Origin of the sequence: Enterobacter cloacae complex sp. SYL001 (assembly GCF_049237025.1) — a bacterium.
GTDB lineage: Bacteria > Pseudomonadota > Gammaproteobacteria > Enterobacterales > Enterobacteriaceae > Enterobacter > Enterobacter intestinihominis.
In genome coordinates this window covers 57,479-76,965 of record NZ_JBMKJI010000019.1, presented here as the reverse complement: position 1 = coordinate 76,965, position 19,487 = coordinate 57,479, and the positions used below count along the sequence as shown (strand labels likewise).

The following is a 19,487-nucleotide window of genomic DNA, read 5'->3' as shown; positions in this document are numbered from 1 at the left end:
GGACTATGATGACTCAACCGTTGGCGGGAGCGAAATCAGTGGGCACTGAGAACGAGCTGGATATTCGTGGTTTGTTTCGAGTGTTATGGCAGGGCAAACTGTGGATTGTGGGGATTGGCCTGGGGTTCGCGCTGTTAGCGCTTGCCTACACCTTCTTTGCGAAACAAGAGTGGAGCGCCACGGCGATCACAGACCGACCAACGGTGAATATGCTTGGAGGCTACTACTCCCAGCAGCAATTCCTGCGTAATCTTGATATCAAGGCCAATCTGGCGACCCCGGATCAGGCCTCGGTGATGGATGAGTCCTACAAAGAGTTTGTGATGCAGCTGGCGTCGTGGGATACACGTCGCGATTTCTGGTCCCAGACAGACTACTACAAGCAGCGTATGGTCGGTAACAGCAAAGCGGATGCCGCGCTGCTGGATGATTTAATCAACAACATTCAGTTTATGCCTGGCGATGTGCTCCGTAACGTTAGCGACAGCGTGAAGCTGATTGCGGAAACGGCGCCTGACGCCAATAACCTGTTGCGTCAGTACGTTGCTTTTGCCAGCCAGCGTGCGGCCAGTCATCTGAATGACGAGCTGAAAGGCGCCTGGGCTGCGCGAACTATCCAGATGAAAGCGCAGGTCAAACGTCAGGAAGAGGTCGCTAAGGCCATCTTCGCCCGTCGCGTGCATAATCTTGAGCAGGCGCTGAAGATTGCGGAACAGCACAATATTTCCCGTAGCGAAACGGATGTTCCGGCTGACGAACTCCCTGATTCAGAAATGTTCCTTCTTGGTCGCCCAATGCTTCAGGCACGTCTGGAAAATATCCAGGCCGTTGGCCCTGACTTTGACCTTGATTACGACCAAAACCGCGCCATGCTCAATACGCTCAACGTCGGTCCAACGCTGGACCCGCGTTTTCAGACCTATCGTTATTTAAGAACGCCTGAAGAGCCTGTAAAACGCGATAGTCCGCGTCGCGCATTCCTGATGATCATGTGGGGGATTGTGGGCGCACTGACTGGCGCTGGCGTAGCGTTATTGCGTCGCCGCACAAACTAAGAACGCCGTCTACGATGAAGGCTGCGGCCTTCATCGTCTAATCGAAGAGAATCGATGTGAAAGTACTAACCGTATTTGGCACCAGGCCGGAGGCCATCAAGATGGCGCCTCTGGTTCATGCGCTGGCCAGAGATCCTGATATTGAAGCGAAAGTGTGCGTGACTGCCCAGCACCGTGAGATGCTCGATCAGGTCTTAACCCTCTTTTCTATCGTCCCGGATTACGATCTCAATATAATGAAACCGGGACAGGGACTGACGGAAATCACCTGCCGTATTCTGCAAGAATTAAAGCCTATTCTGGAGTCGTTCAAGCCGGATGTAGTGCTGGTGCACGGCGACACCACCACCACCGTGGCGACCAGCCTGGCCGCGTTCTATCAGCGTATCCCTGTTGGCCATGTCGAAGCGGGACTGCGTACCGGCAATCTTTATTCCCCGTGGCCGGAAGAGGCCAACCGTACGCTCACCGGTCACCTGGCGATGTACCATTTTGCGCCAACCGAGAACTCACGTCAGAACCTGCTGCGCGAAAATATCAGCGACAGCAAAATCTTCGTTACCGGCAATACGGTCATTGATGCGCTGATTTGGGTGCGTGACCGCGTGCTGGCTAACAGCGAGCTTCAGGCAGAACTCGCTGCGCACTATCCGTTCCTGAACAACGGCAAGAAAACGATTCTGGTGACGGGACACCGCCGCGAAAGTTTTGGCCGTGGCTTTGAGCAAATCTGCCACGCGCTGGCTGAAATCGCCGCGCAGAATGAGGATGTGCAGATTGTCTATCCGGTGCACCTTAACCCTAACGTCAGCGAACCGGTCAACCGTATCCTGGGCCACGTGGAAAACGTGCTCCTGATAGAGCCGCAGGACTATCTGCCATTTGTCTGGCTGATGAACCACGCCTGGCTGATCCTGACCGATTCTGGCGGCATTCAGGAAGAGGCGCCTTCCCTCGGTAAGCCGGTACTGGTGATGCGCGAAACCACTGAACGTCCGGAAGCGGTCACTGCCGGTACCGTGCGTCTGGTGGGAACGGATCCGCGTCGCATTGTCGAAGAGGTCACGCGCTTACTGCATGACGAAGAAGAGTATCAGGCGATGAGCCGTGCCCATAACCCGTACGGGGACGGGCAGGCTTGTGGACGTATTTTGCACGCACTTAAACACAATCGGGTAACGCTATGAGTTTTACTACCATCTCTGTTGTTGGTCTCGGCTATATCGGGCTGCCTACTGCGGCGGCCTTTGCCTCTCGTCAAAAGCAGGTTATTGGCGTAGATATCAACGCGCACGCGGTAGAAACCATCAACCGTGGCGAAATTCATATCGTGGAGCCCGATCTCGATCGTGTGGTGAAAAAGGCGGTGGACGGTGGCTTCCTGCGCGCCAGCACCACGCCGGTAGAAGCCGATGCGTACCTGATTGCGGTGCCTACGCCCTTTAAAGGCGATCACGAGCCTGACATGGTTTATGTCGAGGCGGCGGCAAAATCCATTGCGCCTGTGCTGAAGAAAGGAGCGTTGGTTATCCTTGAGTCCACTTCACCTGTTGGGGCAACCGAGCAGATGGCACAGTGGCTGGCCGAGGCGCGTCCCGATCTCAGCTTCCCCCAGCAGGCGGGCGACCAGGCCGATATCAACATCGCCTACTGCCCTGAGCGCGTACTGCCAGGCCAGGTGATGGTGGAACTGATTAAAAATGACCGCGTGATTGGCGGCATGACCCCAGTCTGCTCCGCGCGCGCCAGCGAGCTGTATAAGATCTTCCTTGAAGGCGAATGCGTGGTGACCAACTCCCGCACCGCCGAGATGTGCAAACTGACCGAAAACAGCTTCCGCGATGTTAACATTGCATTTGCGAATGAACTGTCGTTGATTTGCGCCGATCAGGGGATTAACGTCTGGGAACTTGTTCGCCTTGCCAATCGTCACCCACGCGTGAACATCCTTCAGCCGGGGCCGGGTGTGGGTGGGCACTGTATCGCTGTCGATCCGTGGTTTATCGTGGCGCAGAATCCGGAACAGGCACGCCTGATTCGCACCGCGCGCGAAGTAAACGACCACAAACCGCACTGGGTTATCAACCAGGTGAAAGCCACGGTGGCGGATTGCCTCGCCGACAGCGGTAAACGTGCCAGTGAGCTGAAAATTGCCTGCTTTGGTCTGGCATTCAAACCGAATATTGACGATCTTCGCGAAAGCCCGGCAATGGAAATTGCCGAAACGATCGCAGCCTGGCACAGCGGTGAAACGCTGGTGGTTGAGCCGAATATTCATGCGTTGCCGGCAAAACTTGCCGGTCACTGCACCCTTACCGCACTGGATGACGCGCTGGCGACGGCGGATGTGCTGGTGCTGCTGGTGGATCACAATGCGTTTAAAGCGGTCTCCGCTGATGCCGTGCGTCAGCAGTATATTGTTGATACTAAGGGCGTTTGGCGTTGATTACTCTCAACGGCGTGCTGGAGTCCCTTGAGTGGGAAAGCGTATTTTTTTCGCTCCCCTCAGCGATAGTGCGTCTGCGCGATAACGCTCCTGCGTTGCAGGACGCAGACTTCAGCGCCTGGCAGCGCGTACAGGCTAAGATCCCGGCGGACCGCGCCGATCTGCTGGACGTGCTCCAGCAGCACGGATTCCGGCTGGTCGAGGGCGAGGTTGATCTCTCTGTTACCGTGGCCCGCCACGGCTCACCGGGCGCGGAAATTGCAACGGAGCAGGATATCCCCGCGCTGCGCAAGATGGCGGCGCTGGCTTTCGCTCAAAGCCGTTTCCGGGCGCCCTGGTATGCGCCCGATGACAGCGGCCGCTTTTATGCCCGGTGGATAGAGAATGCGGTTAAAGGCACGTTTGACCACGTCTGTCTGGTGTTCCGTACTGCCGGTGGGCAGATTCAGGGTTTTGTTTCGCTTCGCAGGCTCAACGAGCAAGAGGCGCGCATCGGTTTGTTAGCCGGGCGCGGCATGGGCGAAAAACTCATGCAGGCGGCGCTGCACTGGGCGGAGCAACAACAGGTATCGACGCTGCGGGTCGCAACCCAGATGGGCAACACCGCTGCGCTTAAACGTTATATTGCGAGTGGTGCCAGCATCGACGCCACCGCCTACTGGTTATACAGGTGACAAGATGATTCCATTTAACGCGCCTCCCGTTGTGGGCACTGAACTTGATTACATGCAGTCGGCTATGGGCAGCGGCAAGCTCTGTGGCGACGGTGGTTTTACCCGTCGCTGCCAGCAGTGGATGGAGCAACGTTTTCACAGTGCCAAGGTGCTGCTGACGCCGTCCTGCACCGCATCGCTCGAAATGGCCGCGCTGCTGCTGGATATTCAGCCCGGCGATGAAGTGATCATGCCGAGCTACACCTTCGTCTCCACGGCGAACGCGTTTGTCCTGCGCGGGGCGAAAATCGTGTTTGTGGATATCCGTCCGGATACCATGAACATCGACGAAACGCTGATTGAAGCGGCGATCACCGACAAAACGCGGGCGATTGTTCCGGTGCATTACGCGGGCGTGGCCTGTGAAATGGACACTATCATGGCCACCGCCAAAAAGCACAACCTGTTCGTGGTGGAAGACGCCGCGCAGGGCGTGATGTCCACCTACAAAGGTCGCGCGCTGGGAACCATCGGTCATATCGGCTGCTTTAGCTTCCACGAAACCAAAAACTACACCGCAGGCGGCGAAGGCGGCGCGACGCTGATTAACGATCGTGCCCTTGTGGAGCGTGCGGAAGTGATCCGTGAAAAAGGGACCAACCGCAGCCAGTTCTTCCGCGGTCAGGTGGATAAATACACCTGGCGCGATATCGGCTCAAGCTACCTGATGGCGGACTTGCAGGCCGCGTATCTCTGGGCGCAGCTGGAAGCGGCAGAGCGAATCAATCTGCAACGCCTCTCCCTGTGGCAAACCTACTACGACGCGCTGGAGCCGCTGGCTAAAGCCGGACGTATTGAACTGCCGACCATTCCGGCAGACTGCATCCACAACGCCCACATGTTCTATATCAAGCTGCGCGATAACGACGATCGCAGCAAGCTGATTGCCTGGCTGAAAGAGGCGGAAATTATGGCGGTATTCCACTATATTCCGCTGCACTCCAGCCCGGCTGGCGAAGCCTTCGGGATGTTTGCCGGTGAAGACCGCTACACCACCAAAGAGAGCGAACGTCTGCTCCGCCTGCCCCTGTTCTACAACCTCGCGCCGGTGAACCAGCGTACGGTGATCAATTCGCTTCTGAGTTATTTCGCCTGATATGTCTCTGGCAAAAGCGTCGGTGTGGACGGCAGCGTCCACGCTAGTAAAAATTGGCGCCGGGTTACTGGTCGTCAAGCTGCTGGCCGTCTCATTTGGTCCGTCAGGCGTTGGGCTGGCAGGGAACTTCCGCCAGCTGGTCACGGTGCTTGGCGTGCTGGCAGGTGCCGGGATATTCAATGGCGTCACCAAATACGTCGCGCAGCATCATGACGATGCCGAAAAGCTTCGCACGGTGGTGGGCACCTCCTCTGCTATGGTGCTGGGCTTCTCTACGTTGCTGGCCATCGTCTTTTTGCTGGCGGCTGCACCTGTTAGTCAGGGACTGTTCGGACACACGCACTATCAGGGACTGGTGCGCCTGGTGGCGCTCGTTCAGATGGGCATCGCCTGGGCGAACCTGCTGCTGGCGCTGATGAAAGGCTTCCGTGATGCCGCCGGGAATGCGCTGGCGCTGATCCTCGGCAGCATTATCGGCGTTATCGCCTACTACTTCTGCTATCGGCTGGGCGGCTATGAAGGCGCGCTGCTGGGGCTGGCGCTGGTGCCTGCGCTCGTTGTCATTCCGGCAGCGTTTATGCTGATGCGCAGAGGCAATGTCCCGCTGAGTTACCTGAAACCGCAGTGGGACAAGATGCTGGCGGGGCAGCTAGGAAAGTTTACCCTGATGGCGCTCATCACTTCGGTAACGCTTCCCGTGGCTTACGTGATGATGCGAAACCTGCTGGCAGCGCATTACAGCTGGGATGAAGTGGGGATCTGGCAGGGCGTGAGCAGCATTTCAGATGCTTACCTCCAATTTATTACGGCTTCCTTTAGCGTCTATTTGCTGCCAACCTTATCGCGCCTGACGTCCAGGCAGGATATTACCCGCGAGATTTTTCGCGCCCTGCGTTTCGTGTTGCCGGCCGTTGCGATCGCCAGCTTTACCGTCTGGTTACTGCGTGATTTCGCCATCTGGCTGCTGTTTTCAGCGAAGTTTACCGCCATGCGCGATCTGTTTGCCTGGCAACTGGTCGGCGATGTGCTGAAAGTGGGGGCATACGTTTTCGGCTATCTGGTGATTGCGAAGGCTTCGCTGCGGTTGTATATCCTGGCAGAGATCGGCCAGTTTGCGCTGCTAACGGCATTTTCTCACTGGCTGATCCCCACCCACGGTGCGCTGGGGGCGGCGCAGGCCTATATGGCAACTTATATCGTTTATTTCGCTGCCTGTTGCGGCGTATTTTTACTTTGGCGTAAACGCGCATGACTGCACTGATACACATACTGGGATCGGATATCCCGCATCATAACCAGACCGTTCTGCGGTTCTTCAACGATGAACTGGCATCCGGCACGCCCGATGCGCGTGAGTTTATGGTCGTTGGACGCGACAGCGGCCTGAGCGCGGCGTGTCCGGCATTGCATATCACCTTCTGGCCAGACAAAGCGGCGCTGACGAAGGCCGTGGTTGCTAAAGCCAAAGCGGATCGAAGCCAACGTTTCTTCTTCCATGGACAGTTCAATACCGGACTGTGGCTGGCGCTGTTAAGCGGCGGGATCAAACCTTCTCAGTTCAGCTGGCATATCTGGGGAGCGGATCTCTACGAAGTCTCCCGTGGCTGGAAGTTCCGACTTTTCTATCCGCTGCGTCGTCTGGCGCAGGCGCGTGTGGGCTGCGTTTTTGCTACCCGAGGCGATCTCAACTATTTTGCTAAACAGCACCCGAAGGTTCGCGGGGAGCTGCTCTATTTCCCGACCCGTATGGATCCGGCGCTGAACACCATGGCGAATGACACGGTTCGAGAGGGCAAGCTGACCATCCTGGTGGGGAATTCCGGCGATCGCAGTAACGAGCATGTCGCGGCGCTGAGGGCGGTGCATCAGCAGTTTGGCGACACGGTGAACGTGGTGGTGCCGATGGGCTATCCCGCCAATAACGACGCCTACATCGATGAAGTTCGCCAGCAAGGGCTTGCGCTGTTTAGCGCGGAAAACCTGCACATTCTCAGCGATAAGCTGGAATTTGATGACTATCTCGCGCTGCTGCGAAAATGCGATCTGGGCTATTTCATCTTTGCCCGTCAGCAGGGGATTGGCACGCTGTGTCTGCTGATTCAGGCGGGCGTACCCTGCGTGCTCAACCGCGAAAACCCGTTCTGGCAGGACATGGCCGAGCAGCATATTCCGGTGCTGTTTACCTCTGACACGCTTAATGTCGAGGTGGTACGGGAAGCGCAGCGTCAGCTCACGCTGGTGGATAAAAATAGCATCGACTTTTTCAGCCCGAACTACCTCACGCCGTGGCACCGCGCGCTGCGTATTGCTTCAGGAGACAACGCATGAGCCAGTTGCAGTTTAGCGGCTTGCTGGTGGTCTGGCTGCTGAGCACGCTGTTTATCGCCACGCTCACCTGGTTTGAATTCCGGCGGGTACGTTTTAACTTCAACGTATTCTTCTCGCTGCTGTTTTTGCTGACCTTTTTCTTTGGCTTCCCGCTGACCAGCATCCTCGTGTTCCGCTTTGATGTTGGCGTCGCGCCGCCGGAAATCTTGTTGCAGGCGCTGCTCTCTGCGACCTGCTTCTACGCGGTGTACTACGTCACTTATAAAACGCGCCTGCGCGCGGCAAAAGACACCACCCCCCGTCGTCCGCTGTTTACCATGAACCGGGTAGAAACCCATCTGACGTGGGTTATGCTGATGACTATCGCCCTCGTCAGCGTGGCGATTTTCTTCATGCATAACGGCTTTTTACTGTTTAAGTTGCAGTCCTATAGCCAGATTTTCTCCGCCGAAGTCTCCGGCGTCGCGCTCAAGCGTTTCTTCTATTTCTTTATCCCGGCGATGCTGGTGGTCTTTTTCCTGCGTCAGGACAGCAAAGCCTGGCTGTTCTTCCTGGTCAGCACCGTCGCATTTGGCATTCTGACCTACATGATCGTCGGCGGCACCCGCGCCAACATCATTATCGCCTTCGCGATTTTCCTGTTTATCGGCATTATTCGCGGCTGGATCTCGCTGTGGATGCTGGCGGCGGCAGGCGTCTTTGGCATTGTGGGGATGTTCTGGCTTGCGCTGAAGCGCTACGGGCTGAACGTGGCCGGCGACGAAGCGTTTTACACCTTCCTGTATCTGACGCGCGACACCTTCTCGCCGTGGGAAAACCTGGCATTACTGCTGCAAAACTACGACAAAATCGAATTCCAGGGGCTGGCGCCGATTGTTCGCGATTTCTATGTCTTTATACCGACGTGGCTGTGGCCCGATCGCCCCGGCATTGTCCTGAACACGGCGAACTACTTCACCTGGGAAGTGCTGAACAACCATTCGGGTCTGGCGATTTCTCCAACCCTGATTGGCTCGCTGGTAGTGATGGGCGGAACGTGGTTTATCCTGCCTGGCGCGATCGCGGTAGGGCTGATAATAAAATGGTTCGACTGGCTATATACGCTGGGTAACGAAGAGACCAACCGCTACAAAGCCGCTGTTTTGCACAGTTTCTGTTTCGGTGCCATTTTCAATATGATCGTTCTGGCGCGCGAGGGGCTGGATTCATTCGTCTCACGCGTGGTGTTCTTTATGGTCGTTTTCGGACTCTGTCTGCTGCTGGCAAAACTGCTGTACTGGTTGTTTGACAGTGCAGGGCTTGTGCACAGACGTGAGCCACAGGGCAGCACAACGCTGTCGCAAGTCTGAGTAGGGATTATCATGACGGATACAACTTCAGCCCCGCGTTATGCGCTGCGCGGGCTACAGCTGATTGGCTGGCGTGACATGCAGCACGCGCTGGATTTTCTGTTCGCGGACGGGCAGATGAAGTCGGGCACGCTGGTGGCCATCAACGCAGAAAAAATGCTGGCGGTTGAAGATAATGCGGAAGTGAAAAGCCTGATTGAAGCCGCGGAGTTTAAATACGCAGACGGTATTAGCGTGGTGCGTTCAATTCGTAAAAAGTTTCCAGACGCTAATGTGTCTCGCGTGGCGGGTGCTGACCTTTGGGAGCGGCTTATGGAGCGCGCAGGCGCTGAAGGCACGCCGGTATTTTTGATCGGCGGCAAGCCAGAGGTGCTGGCGCAGACCGAACAAAAGCTGCGTAACCAGTGGAATGTTAACATTGTGGGCAGCCAGGATGGCTATTTCAGGCCGGAAGATCGCCAGGCGTTATATGAGCGCGTGCGCGACAGCGGGGCGAAAATTGTCACTGTCGCTATGGGGTCGCCGCGCCAGGAAATACTGATGCGCGATTGCCGTCTGGTCAGCCCGGATGCGCTTTATATGGGCGTTGGCGGCACCTACGACGTCTTTACCGGCCACGTTAAGCGTGCGCCCAAAGTCTGGCAAAACCTGGGGCTGGAGTGGCTCTACCGCCTGCTCTCCCAACCGACGCGTATAAAACGACAGATTCGCCTTCTGCGCTACCTCGCCTGGCACTACACCGGGAAAATGTAATCAATATGCAGCGCGATCTGCTGTTCGCGCTGCAACGCCCCCCGCAAAACTGCTGAGTTTATGTGCAATGCATTCATTTTTTTAATGCATTGTTTGCCATTTGCCAGAATTTAAGAAACCATTCGCTCCGTATTTCAGTACCCCTCAAAACAATACCCGGCAACAAGTCGGGAAACAGCAAACACAACCGAGGAATTATGGCAGAGAAAAAACCGGAGCTTCAGCGTGGGCTGGAAGCTCGACATATTGAACTGATCGCGCTGGGCGGGACTATCGGCGTTGGCCTGTTTATGGGCTCGGCAAGCACGCTGAAGTGGGCGGGGCCTTCCGTCCTGCTGGCGTATATTATTGCCGGACTGTTCGTCTTCTTCATCATGCGCTCAATGGGCGAAATGCTGTTCCTGGAGCCGGTGACGGGCTCTTTCGCCGTTTACGCCCACCGGTATATGAGCCCGTTCTTTGGTTATCTCACGGCCTGGTCGTACTGGTTTATGTGGATGGCCGTGGGGATTTCGGAGATCACCGCCATCGGGGTCTACGTGCAGTTCTGGTTCCCGGAGATGGCCCAGTGGATACCCGCGCTTATTGCCGTAGGGCTGGTGGCGCTGGCGAACCTTGCCGCCGTTCGTCTTTACGGCGAAATCGAGTTCTGGTTTGCGATGATCAAAGTCACCACCATCATCGTGATGATTGTCGTTGGCCTTGGGGTCATCTTCTTTGGCTTCGGTAACGGCGGGCACGCTATCGGTTTTGGTAACCTGACCGGGCACGGCGGCTTCTTTGCGGGCGGCTGGAAGGGCTTTCTGACGGCGCTCTGTATCGTTGTCGCCTCCTATCAGGGCGTTGAGCTGATCGGCATTACCGCAGGTGAGGCGAAAAACCCGCAGGTCACGCTGCGTAGCGCGGTAGGCAAGGTGCTGTGGCGTATCCTGATTTTCTATGTGGGCGCGATCTTCGTTATCGTGACCATTTTCCCATGGAACGAGATCGGCACCACCGGCAGCCCGTTTGTCTTAACCTTCGCTAAGATTGGCATCACGGCGGCAGCCGCCATTATCAACTTTGTGGTGCTGACGGCGGCGCTCTCCGGCTGTAACAGCGGAATGTACAGCTGCGGGCGCATGCTTTACGCGCTCTCGCAAAACAAACAGCTGCCGGCGGTGATGGGTAAAGTCTCCCGCGTGGGTGTACCGGTGGCGGGCGTAGCGGTGTCGATTGTGATTCTGCTGATTGGCTCTTGCCTGAACTACATCATCCCGAATCCGCAGCGCGTGTTTGTTTATGTTTATAGCGCCAGCGTGCTGCCGGGGATGGTACCGTGGTTTGTCATTTTGATTAGCCAGCTGCGTTTCCGACAGGCGCACAAAGAAGCGATCGCCAGCCATCCATTCCGTTCCATTCTGTTCCCGTATGCGAACTATTTGACGATGGCGTTCCTGATTTGCGTATTAATTGGAATGTACTTTAATGAAGATACCCGCATGTCGCTGTTTGTCGGGATGATCTTCCTGGCTGCCGTCACAGCTGCTTATAAACTTTTTGGCCTGGGTCGCCGTGGCTCCGCCCATAAAGTGGAGGAATAAGCGGCAAAATGTGCAAACCATAACCAAACGCGCATTTTTTTCAAAAAAGCACTAGACAGCGGGGTCGGAGGTACGTAATATCCAGCCCCGCAACGGCGCTAAGCGCCCGTAGCTCAGCTGGATAGAGCGCTGCCCTCCGGAGGCAGAGGTCTCAGGTTCGAATCCTGTCGGGCGCGCCATTTTAGTCCCGGCGCTAGAGCTGCGGTGGTCTGAGAAGTAGTCAGAACCGCGTGAAAGAATACAGTGGTGGCTATAGCTCAGTTGGTAGAGCCCTGGATTGTGATTCCAGTTGTCGTGGGTTCGAATCCCATTAGCCACCCCATTATTGAAAGAGTTGTGAATTGCGAAGGTGGCGGAATTGGTAGACGCGCTAGCTTCAGGTGTTAGTGTTCTTACGGACGTGGGGGTTCAAGTCCCCCCCCTCGCACCACGACTTTTAATGAGTTGAACTAAAAATTCAAAAAAGCAGTACATCGGCGAGTAGCGCAGCTTGGTAGCGCAACTGGTTTGGGACCAGTGGGTCGGAGGTTCGAATCCTCTCTCGCCGACCAATTTTGAACCCCGCTTCGGCGGGGTTTTTTGTTTTCTGCGCTTTTTCATCCTGTAGCCATTCCCCGACAACACTCTATATCCTTGTCGCGATTCAGCGACATATAAGCTGTTAATAATAAAGAATATATTATTTTCTCTCTTAACCTGTCTCCTGGTGACGACAGATTGCCGCCCTTAGCGCGATTTTGTATGGCGTAAGGCGTCTCTTAACAACATAATTTCCTTTTATCTTAAAATGTTGCGCGATGTAAAAGTTATGCGTGTAAACCTGGCACATTACATGCAATAATATGCGTGTAGATGCTCATTCCATCTCTTATGTTCGCCCTACGGCCTCATAAACTCAGGAATGACGCAGAGCCGTTTACGGTGCTTATCGTCCACTGACAGATGTCGCTTCGGCCTCATCAAACACCATGGACATAACGTTGAGTGAAGCACCAAATATGTTGTCTTACAGACCTGTTTTAACGCCTGCTTTTATAGCAGGCGTTTTTTTATGGGTACAAAAAAGGAGGCCATCTGGCCTCCTGGATAATTACTGCTGCGTTCCGTTATTGTGTAGCGTAAGCAGGAGCCCATCACGCCGCATGGCTGCGGCCTCTTCCGGCTTGTGCTGCTTGTCCAGCGAATCAGCAAGCCAGGCGTAATCAAATGCGTCCGGGCGTTGCTTCAGCGCTGCGCGGAAGGCGAGACTCGCCTCCTGCCACTCGCCGTGTTTCATCAAAGACTGGCCCAGCGTACTCCACAGCAGCGGGCGATCGCCCACGGTTTTGATCTGCTGGCGCAATGCTTTTTCTATTTGTTCCGGATTGTTGGTTTTCAGACGCGGGATGACCATCACCAGGCGGTCATCATACTGTCGCTTGAGACCGTCGAGAAGTATCTCCTGCGCGGTGTCATGGTCGTCACACTCAATCAGATGTTCTGCCATCGCCACCTGAAGGGGAACCTGCTGGCGCGTTTTGCGGCTCTGGTTTTTCCACCAGGTTTTCAGGCCGTCGCTGCCGAGATCGGCGCGCGCCTGATCCATCAGGCCAATCCAGGCCAGACGCTGAAGTTCATCACGATGTTCATCATCGCCCACGTCGGCTTTCGCCATGGAAGGGATAATGTCCAGCAGCGAGCCCCATGCACCGGTCCGAATATATGCCTGCTCAGCAAGACGCAGCACTTCCGGATGACGAGGGGTGATTTCCAGCAGACGGTCAACGCCGTGACGTGCGGCATGGTTTTCATTGCGCGCCAGTTGCAGACGAACGCGGGTGATCTCAACCGGAATCGGATCCTTAGTTGAGAGCTCAGACGCGCGTTCGAGATGCTGATTGGCGCGGGCCTCATCGCCTCGCTGTTGCGCCGCCTCAGCGGCCAGCAGATAGTTAACAACCGGCTGTTCTGCATGGTCGGCATTTTTCGACATCAGCTTTTCAACCTGCTGATAGTCGCCTTCGGCCAGCTTCAGCAACGCTTGCTCGGTCTGCTTACGGGCGCGACGGCGCTTACGGCCAACGAACCAGCCGCGCGTGTGAACCCCGGTACGGAAAATCCGACGCAGGATCCATTCCACTGCCAGCAGGACGACCACACCCAGGATCAGGATGATCACCAGCCCTGTCACGCTGGTTTCGACGTTGTAGTTATCGGTCTGGATCAATACGTAACCCTGGTGACCCGCGAGCATCGGCCCCAGTACAATTCCGGCGATCAGCAGGATGAAGAGTAAGAAGACTTTTAGCATCATCACTCTCCTTGCGGCGCGCTTTCAGGCGCTGGCGCGGCGGCAGGTGCTTCAGCCGGGCGCTCTGCCGGAACGCCCGGCTGGGCCAGCAGGTTACGCACGCGCGTCTGCATGATCTTCTCCAGAATCGGCTGGCTTTCCAGCTTGTCCGGCACGTTCATGGTGATGTTTTGCTGGCTCAGCTTGTCGATATCCTCCAGGAACGCGGTCGTGGTTGCGTCATTGGTATCGTAGTAAGCACGTACCCAGGTTGAAACGTTATCCAGCGCCTGTTTGTAGGTCTCTTCCTGGTGACGTGGTACGGCCTGGGCAGCCACCAGCAGGCGGGAACGAATATTTTCGCGCAGATAGACATCCTGGTTCGGTGCCAGCAGCGGCACGGCAGTTTCATCGCGGCGGCGAATGGTAATAAAGTTGTCCATAAAGTTCTGCCAGCTCTTTTGCAGGTTGATACGCCATTCGCTCAGGGAGCTGGACAGCTCGGTGCCGTCAGAATCCATCGGGGAGTCATCGTCGTTGTTATCGGCCAGCTGAAGGTTATCAATCTGGTTGGAGAGCTGATTTACCTTAAGGATGATACCGTCATAGTCGACCTGAGAAACCGCAGACAGGCTGGCGATATCTTCCGTAATAGCGCGGCGTGCGTTGATGAGGCTCGGATCGTTCATATCGGCCAGGCTTGCGTCGGCGCTTTTCAGCAGCGCGGCGGCGGTGGTGACATCCTGATCGCTCCAGAGCTTGCGCCCGGCCAGCTTCACCAGAAAATCGGCCTGTGAGAGCAGCCAGGTTTTGGCATCGGTTCCCGAAATCGTGGCGACTTTCTCCTGCACTTCGCTCAGCTGTTTGGTCAACTCTTCACGTTTGCTGTTCGCGTCGGCGAGGGCGGCAGCCTGCTGTTTGATCACGCCTTCCAGCTCAGCTTTTTGCGTCTCCTGCGCTTTCTGTAGGGCGGTGATTTGGTTAACCAGCGCGTCGCTGGTGGCCGTCTGGTTGGTGCCTTGTTTCTTCACCAGTCCGTAGAGACCCACGCCTGCGGCCAGCGCAATCGCGATGGCAATCACGCTCAGCGTGAGGCTGGTTTTGTTGCTGCCGTTTTTCTTCTCAACGGTTTTGTCTGTCGTCTCTGGCTGTGACGTGGTGTCCACAGTCTCCCTGGTCTCTTCAACCACGGCGGAGGATTTTTCGTGTTCCGTCATTATGGCTTCCCATTTGAGAGTTATTGTAATGCGCGCAGCAGCGCATCGTTGTCGGCGTTATCAGCGATCCGAATATCCTGCCAGCCCAGTTCCCGGGCGTGGTTCGCCAGACGCTCGCTGACGACCAGAAGCCGACAGCGGAGTAACCAGTTTTCGCGATACCAAAGCGGAATCAGCGACCAAAGCTGTTGTAACATTTCACCGCTGGTAACCACCAGCGTATTAATGCCGCGCGCGTGCCAGCGCATGGCTTCTTCCGCGCCATCATAGTGTTTTGCACAGCGCTGATAGCACTCCACAAACGTCACGTCTGCGCCGCGTTCGCGCAGCGTCTCGCCCAGCAGTTCGCGGCCACCGTTGCCGCGCAAAATGAGCGCACGCTTTCCGGCAATAGTTTGTAATTCAGGTAATTGTAGCAAGACTTCGCTGATTTCCCGATCTAACGGGTAACGAACATCGATTCCGCTCGCGGTATGTAAGGCCAGCGCCGTGGTGCGCCCGATGGCGAAATAGCGGGGTGCGTGGGGCCAGTTAACGCCCTGCTGTTGCAGCTGCGCATGGGCAAATTCCACGGCATACTGCGATAGCGCAAAGAGCAGATCACCTTCCTGCAAGGCACGCATCTGGTCAGCGAGCGTAGGCAGCTCGCGACCGGGGGAGAATTCAATCAACGGAAAACTCCAGGCCACCTGCCCCAGTGCGCGCAGACGGCTCACTAACTGCTCTCCTGCGGGAGAAGGGCGGGTGACAAGTATGCTCATGCAGGGGGCTCTCCGTTATAGACCTCAGCCAGAATTTCACGCGCGCCGTTATTCAGCAGCTCTTCCGCCAGCGATACGCCAAGCGCCTCGGCATCCTGCGGCTTGCCGCGACGTTCACCGCGAACCATCTGCGAGCCGTCCGGCGCGCCAACCAGCGCACGCAGCCACAGCTCACCGTCAGTTAATTCAGCATAGCTGCCAATTGGCACCTGACAGCCTCCTTCGAGGCGAGTGTTCATCGCGCGCTCGGCTTTTACGCGAACGGCGGTATCGTCATGATTCAGCGGCGCGAGCAGTGCCTGAGTACGCGCATCATCCAGACGACACTCAATGCCAACGGCACCCTGGCCGACGGCGGGGAGCGACAGCTCCGGCGGCAACGCCACGCGAATACGTTCTTCCAGCCCCAGGCGTTTCAGGCCCGCAACCGCAAGAATAATGGCATCGTAGTCGCCGTTATCCAGCTTGCCAAGGCGTGTGCCGACGTTCCCGCGCAGCGAGCGAATCACCAGATCCGGACGACGTTCAGCCAACTGACACTGGCGGCGTAAACTTGACGTGCCGACCACGCTGCCTGCCGGCAACGCATCAAGTGAGTCATAGCGGTTAGAGACAAACGCATCGCGCGGATCCTCGCGCTCGCAGATGGTCACCAGCCCCAGCCCTTCCGGGAACTCAACGGGCACATCCTTCATCGAATGCACGGCGATATCGGCGCGGTTCTCAAGCAATGCCAGCTCCAGCTCTTTGACAAACAGACCCTTTCCGCCCACTTTGGCCAGCGGCGTATCAAGAATGACATCGCCACGCGTGACCATTGGCACCAGCTCAACGCGTAATCCGGTGTGGCAGGCTTCCAGGCGCTGCTTAACATAATGTGCCTGCCAGAGCGCAAGAGGACTTTGGCGTGTGGCAATTCTCAAAACATTGTCTAACATGCTTGTTACCGTCATTATCAATCGCTAACCATCCTAACATTGTTGACACTCGGATGGCAGTTTTACGGTTGATGAAGAGTGAGAGGGACAGGGCGGCGTTCGCGTCAGCCACCGCCGTATTCAGGTATTTACACGTACAGAACGGTGCTACACTTGTATGTAGCGCATCTTTCTTTACGGTCAACCGGCAAGGTGTTAAATTGATCACGTTTTAGACCTTTTTTCGTCTGTACCACCAGAAAACAACAAGGCGAAAAAGGGTAACGGTTATTTTTTGAAATACTGCGGGTCCGCTGCTTGTTCTGTTTTGACTGGCGTGCGACACCCGGAAACATCAGGCGATACGTCTTGTACCTCTATATTGAGACTCTGAAACAGAGACTGGATGCCATCAATCAATTGCGTGTGGATCGCGCGCTTGCTGCCATGGGCCCTGCTTTCCAGCAGGTATACAGTCTACTGCCGACATTGTTGCACTATCACCATCCGCTAATGCCGGGTTACCTCGATGGTAACGTTCCCCAGGGCATTTGCCTCTTCACGCCTGATGAAACCCAACAGCACTATCTGACTGAACTTGAGCTTTACCGTGGTATGCCGCCGCAGGTTTCGCCGAAAGGCGAGCTGCCGATTACCGGGGTTTACTCCATGGGCAGCACGTCATCGGTTGGGCAAAGTTGTTCTTCTGACCTGGATATCTGGGTCTGCCATCAGTCCTGGCTCGACAATGAAGAGCGCCAGCTGTTGCAGCGTAAATGCAGTCTGCTGGAGAGCTGGGCGGCGTCGCTCGGCGTGGAAGTGAGCTTCTTCCTGATTGATGAAAACCGTTTCCGCCATAACGAAAGCGGCAGTCTGGGTGGTGAAGACTGCGGCTCGACTCAGCATATTCTGTTGCTGGATGAGTTTTACCGTACAGCGGTTCGCCTGGCCGGAAAACGTATTCTGTGGAATATGGTGCCGTGCGATGAAGAAGAGAATTATGACGACTACGTCATGTCGCTTTACTCGCAGGGCGTACTGACGCCAAACGAGTGGCTGGATCTGGGCGGTCTGAGCTCCCTGTCCGCCGAAGAGTACTTTGGTGCAAGCCTCTGGCAGCTCTATAAGAGCATTGATTCACCGTACAAAGCGGTGCTGAAAACCCTGCTGCTGGAAGCCTACTCCTGGGAATACCCCACGCCGCGTCTGCTGGCGAAAGATATTAAGCAGCGTCTGCACGACGGGGAGATCGTCTCCTACGGGCTTGATGCCTACTGCATGATGCTGGAACGCGTCACCGAATACCTGACGGCCATTGATGACGCTACGCGTCTTGACCTGGTGCGTCGATGTTTCTATCTCAAAGTCTGTGAAAAACTGAGCCGCGAGCGCGCCTGCGTTGGCTGGCGCCGTGAAGTGGTCAGCCAGTTAGTCAAAGAGTGGGGATGGGACGAAGCGCGTCTCGCCATGCTCGACAACCGCGCCAACTGGAAAATCGATCAGGTGCGCGAGGCGCACAACGAGCTGCTTGATGCGATGATGCAGAGCTACCGCAACCTGATCCGCTTTGCCCGCCGTAACAACCTTAGCGTTTCTGCCAGCCCACAGGATATCGGGGTGCTGACCCGTAAACTGTACGCCGCGTTTGAAGCGTTGCCGGGCAAGGTAACGCTGGTGAACCCACAGATTTCGCCTGACCTGTCTGAACCGAATCTGACCTTTATCTACGTGCCGCCGGGCCGCGCAAACCGCACCGGGTGGTATCTGTACAACCGTGCGCCAAGCATGGATTCGATCATCAGCCATCAGCCGCTGGAGTATAACCGCTACCTTAACAAGCTGGTGGCCTGGGCCTGGTTTAACGGCCTTCTCACCTCACGCACCCGGTTGTTTATCAAGGGCAACGAGGTGGTCGATTTAGCCAAATTGCAGGAGATGGTGGCGGATGTCTCGCACCACTTCCCACTGCGTCTGCCTGCGCCGACGCCAAAAGCGCTCTACAGCCCGTGTGAGATTCGCCATCTGGCGATCATCGTCAACCTGGAATACGACCCGACGGCGGCCTTCCGCAATCAGGTGGTTCACTTTGACTTCCGTAAGCTGGACGTCTTTAGCTTCGGTGAGCAGCAAAACTGCCTGGTGGGCAGCGTGGATCTGCTGTACCGCAACTCGTGGAACGAAGTGCGTACCCTGCACTTTAACGGCGAGCAGGCGATGATCGAGGCGCTGAAAACGATCCTCGGCAAGATGCACCAGGATGCCGCGCCGCCGGACAGCGTGGAGGTGTTCTGCTACAGCCAGCACCTTCGCGGCCTGATTCGTACCCGCGTGCAGCAGCTGGTGTCTGAGTGCATCGAATTGCGTCTTTCCAGCACCCGGAATGAAACCGGACGCTTTAAAGCGCTGCGCGTCTCCGGCCAGACCTGGGGGCTGTTCTTTGAGCGCCTGAACGTGTCGGTGCAGAAGCTGGAGAACGCCATTGAATTCTACGGCGCGATTTCACACAACAAACTGCATGGCCTGTCGGTTCAGGTGGAAACCAACCACGTTAAGCTGCCGCAGGTGGTGGATGGCTTTGCGAGTGAAGGGATTATTCAGTTCTTCTTCGAGGAGTCGGGCGATAACGCCGGGTTTAATATCTACATTCTGGATGAAACCAACCGTGCCGAGGTGTATCACCACTGTGAAGGCAGCAAAGAGGAGCTGGTGCGCGACGTCAGCCGGTTCTATTCATCCTCGCACGATCGCTTTACCTACGGCTCAAGTTTTATCAACTTCAACCTGCCGCAGTTCTACCAGATTGTGAATGTGGATGGACGAGCGCAGGTGATCCCGTTCCGTACGCAGGCGATTACCCCTGCGGCGCCCGCTAACCAGGAAACTGCGCCGCTGTTGCAGCAGTATTTCTCCTGAACCTTTTCGCCGGTTGGAGCTCACGCTTACCCGGACTATGGTTCGAGCCGTTGTAGGCCCGGTAAGGCGTAGCCGCCACCGGGCAAC

At 56.2% G+C, this 19,487-nt stretch carries 15 protein-coding genes and 4 tRNA genes; 15 read left to right on the top strand and 4 right to left on the bottom strand.

The annotated features are described in order from the left end of the window. Positions 1–8: 8 nt before the first annotated feature. From wzzE to ACOTZP_RS16675, 14 genes are all read left to right on the top strand, one after another. Entirely contained in the window at positions 9–1,055 is a 1,047-nt protein-coding gene (gene wzzE / locus ACOTZP_RS16740; protein ID WP_063146894.1) for an ECA polysaccharide chain length modulation protein, read from the top strand. Positions 1,056–1,111: 56 nt separating this feature from the next. Further along, positions 1,112–2,242 (top strand): non-hydrolyzing UDP-N-acetylglucosamine 2-epimerase, encoded by a 1,131-nt coding sequence (gene wecB / locus ACOTZP_RS16735; protein WP_063146895.1) that lies wholly within the window; start codon positions 1,112–1,114, stop codon positions 2,240–2,242. Further along, the gene (gene wecC, locus ACOTZP_RS16730) at positions 2,239–3,501 is read left to right on the top strand and encodes a UDP-N-acetyl-D-mannosamine dehydrogenase (protein WP_023299034.1); all 1,263 of its coding nucleotides are present in this window, start codon (positions 2,239–2,241) and stop codon (positions 3,499–3,501) included. The genes wecB and wecC overlap by 4 nt, the downstream gene beginning before the upstream one ends. Next, positions 3,498–4,175 carry a dTDP-4-amino-4,6-dideoxy-D-galactose acyltransferase gene (gene rffC / locus ACOTZP_RS16725; protein ID WP_063146896.1) on the top strand — a complete coding sequence of 226 codons (678 nt, stop codon included), beginning with the start codon at positions 3,498–3,500 and terminating at the stop codon, positions 4,173–4,175. Before wecC ends, rffC begins: the two co-directional genes overlap by 4 nt. Before the next feature lie 4 nt (positions 4,176–4,179). Continuing rightward, the gene (gene rffA, locus ACOTZP_RS16720) at positions 4,180–5,310 is read left to right on the top strand and encodes a dTDP-4-amino-4,6-dideoxygalactose transaminase (RefSeq protein WP_271075115.1); all 1,131 of its coding nucleotides are present in this window, start codon (positions 4,180–4,182) and stop codon (positions 5,308–5,310) included. Between the two features lies 1 nt (position 5,311). Next, positions 5,312–6,562: a lipid III flippase WzxE gene (gene wzxE / locus ACOTZP_RS16715; RefSeq protein ID WP_063146897.1), complete on the top strand. Its 1,251-nt coding sequence runs from the start codon at positions 5,312–5,314 to the stop codon at positions 6,560–6,562. Further along, positions 6,559–7,638 carry a TDP-N-acetylfucosamine:lipid II N-acetylfucosaminyltransferase gene (locus tag ACOTZP_RS16710; protein WP_038415039.1) on the top strand — a complete coding sequence of 360 codons (1,080 nt, stop codon included), beginning with the start codon at positions 6,559–6,561 and terminating at the stop codon, positions 7,636–7,638. The genes wzxE and ACOTZP_RS16710 overlap by 4 nt, the downstream gene beginning before the upstream one ends. Further along, complete coding sequence (gene wzyE, locus ACOTZP_RS16705; protein WP_017693948.1) at positions 7,635–8,987, top strand: ECA oligosaccharide polymerase; 1,353 nt, start codon at positions 7,635–7,637, stop codon at positions 8,985–8,987. Before ACOTZP_RS16710 ends, wzyE begins: the two co-directional genes overlap by 4 nt. 12 nt (positions 8,988–8,999) lie before the next feature. Continuing rightward, positions 9,000–9,740, top strand: a complete 741-nt coding sequence (wecG, locus tag ACOTZP_RS16700; RefSeq protein ID WP_022646653.1) for a lipopolysaccharide N-acetylmannosaminouronosyltransferase — start codon at positions 9,000–9,002, stop codon at positions 9,738–9,740. Between the two features lie 197 nt (positions 9,741–9,937). Beyond that, positions 9,938–11,323, top strand: coding sequence for a bifunctional threonine/serine APC transporter ThrP (gene thrP, locus ACOTZP_RS16695; protein ID WP_023305225.1), 1,386 nt, complete (start codon positions 9,938–9,940; stop codon positions 11,321–11,323). A 102-nt stretch (positions 11,324–11,425) separates the two neighbouring features. Beyond that, positions 11,426–11,502, top strand: a tRNA-Arg gene (locus ACOTZP_RS16690). A gap of 67 nt (positions 11,503–11,569) precedes the next feature. Continuing rightward, positions 11,570–11,645 (top strand) — tRNA-His (locus ACOTZP_RS16685). 21 nt (positions 11,646–11,666) lie between these two features. Beyond that, a tRNA-Leu gene (locus ACOTZP_RS16680) sits at positions 11,667–11,753 on the top strand. Between the two features lie 44 nt (positions 11,754–11,797). Continuing rightward, positions 11,798–11,874 (top strand) — tRNA-Pro (locus ACOTZP_RS16675). Between the two features lie 539 nt (positions 11,875–12,413). Here ACOTZP_RS16675 and hemY read toward each other — a convergent pair. Genes hemY through hemC form a run of 4 tightly spaced genes read right to left on the bottom strand, consistent with a single transcriptional unit; the run spans position 12,414 to position 16,508 of the window. Continuing rightward, positions 12,414–13,613 (bottom strand): protoheme IX biogenesis protein HemY, encoded by a 1,200-nt coding sequence (gene hemY / locus ACOTZP_RS16670; RefSeq protein WP_032622057.1) that lies wholly within the window; start codon positions 13,611–13,613, stop codon positions 12,414–12,416. A gap of 2 nt (positions 13,614–13,615) precedes the next feature. Beyond that, entirely contained in the window at positions 13,616–14,809 is a 1,194-nt protein-coding gene (hemX, locus tag ACOTZP_RS16665) for a uroporphyrinogen-III C-methyltransferase (protein ID WP_271086484.1), read from the bottom strand. A gap of 20 nt (positions 14,810–14,829) precedes the next feature. Beyond that, entirely contained in the window at positions 14,830–15,570 is a 741-nt protein-coding gene (gene hemD, locus ACOTZP_RS16660; RefSeq protein WP_271075117.1) for a uroporphyrinogen-III synthase, read from the bottom strand. Continuing rightward, positions 15,567–16,508 carry a hydroxymethylbilane synthase gene (gene hemC, locus ACOTZP_RS16655; protein ID WP_023305227.1) on the bottom strand — a complete coding sequence of 314 codons (942 nt, stop codon included), beginning with the start codon at positions 16,506–16,508 and terminating at the stop codon, positions 15,567–15,569. Before hemC ends, hemD begins: the two co-directional genes overlap by 4 nt. A gap of 348 nt (positions 16,509–16,856) precedes the next feature. Here hemC and cyaA point away from each other — a divergent pair, with 348 nt between their 5' ends. Beyond that, on the top strand, positions 16,857–19,400 hold the full coding sequence (gene cyaA, locus ACOTZP_RS16650) for a class I adenylate cyclase (protein WP_023299043.1): 2,544 nt from the start codon (positions 16,857–16,859) through the stop codon (positions 19,398–19,400). Positions 19,401–19,487: the final 87 nt, after the last annotated feature.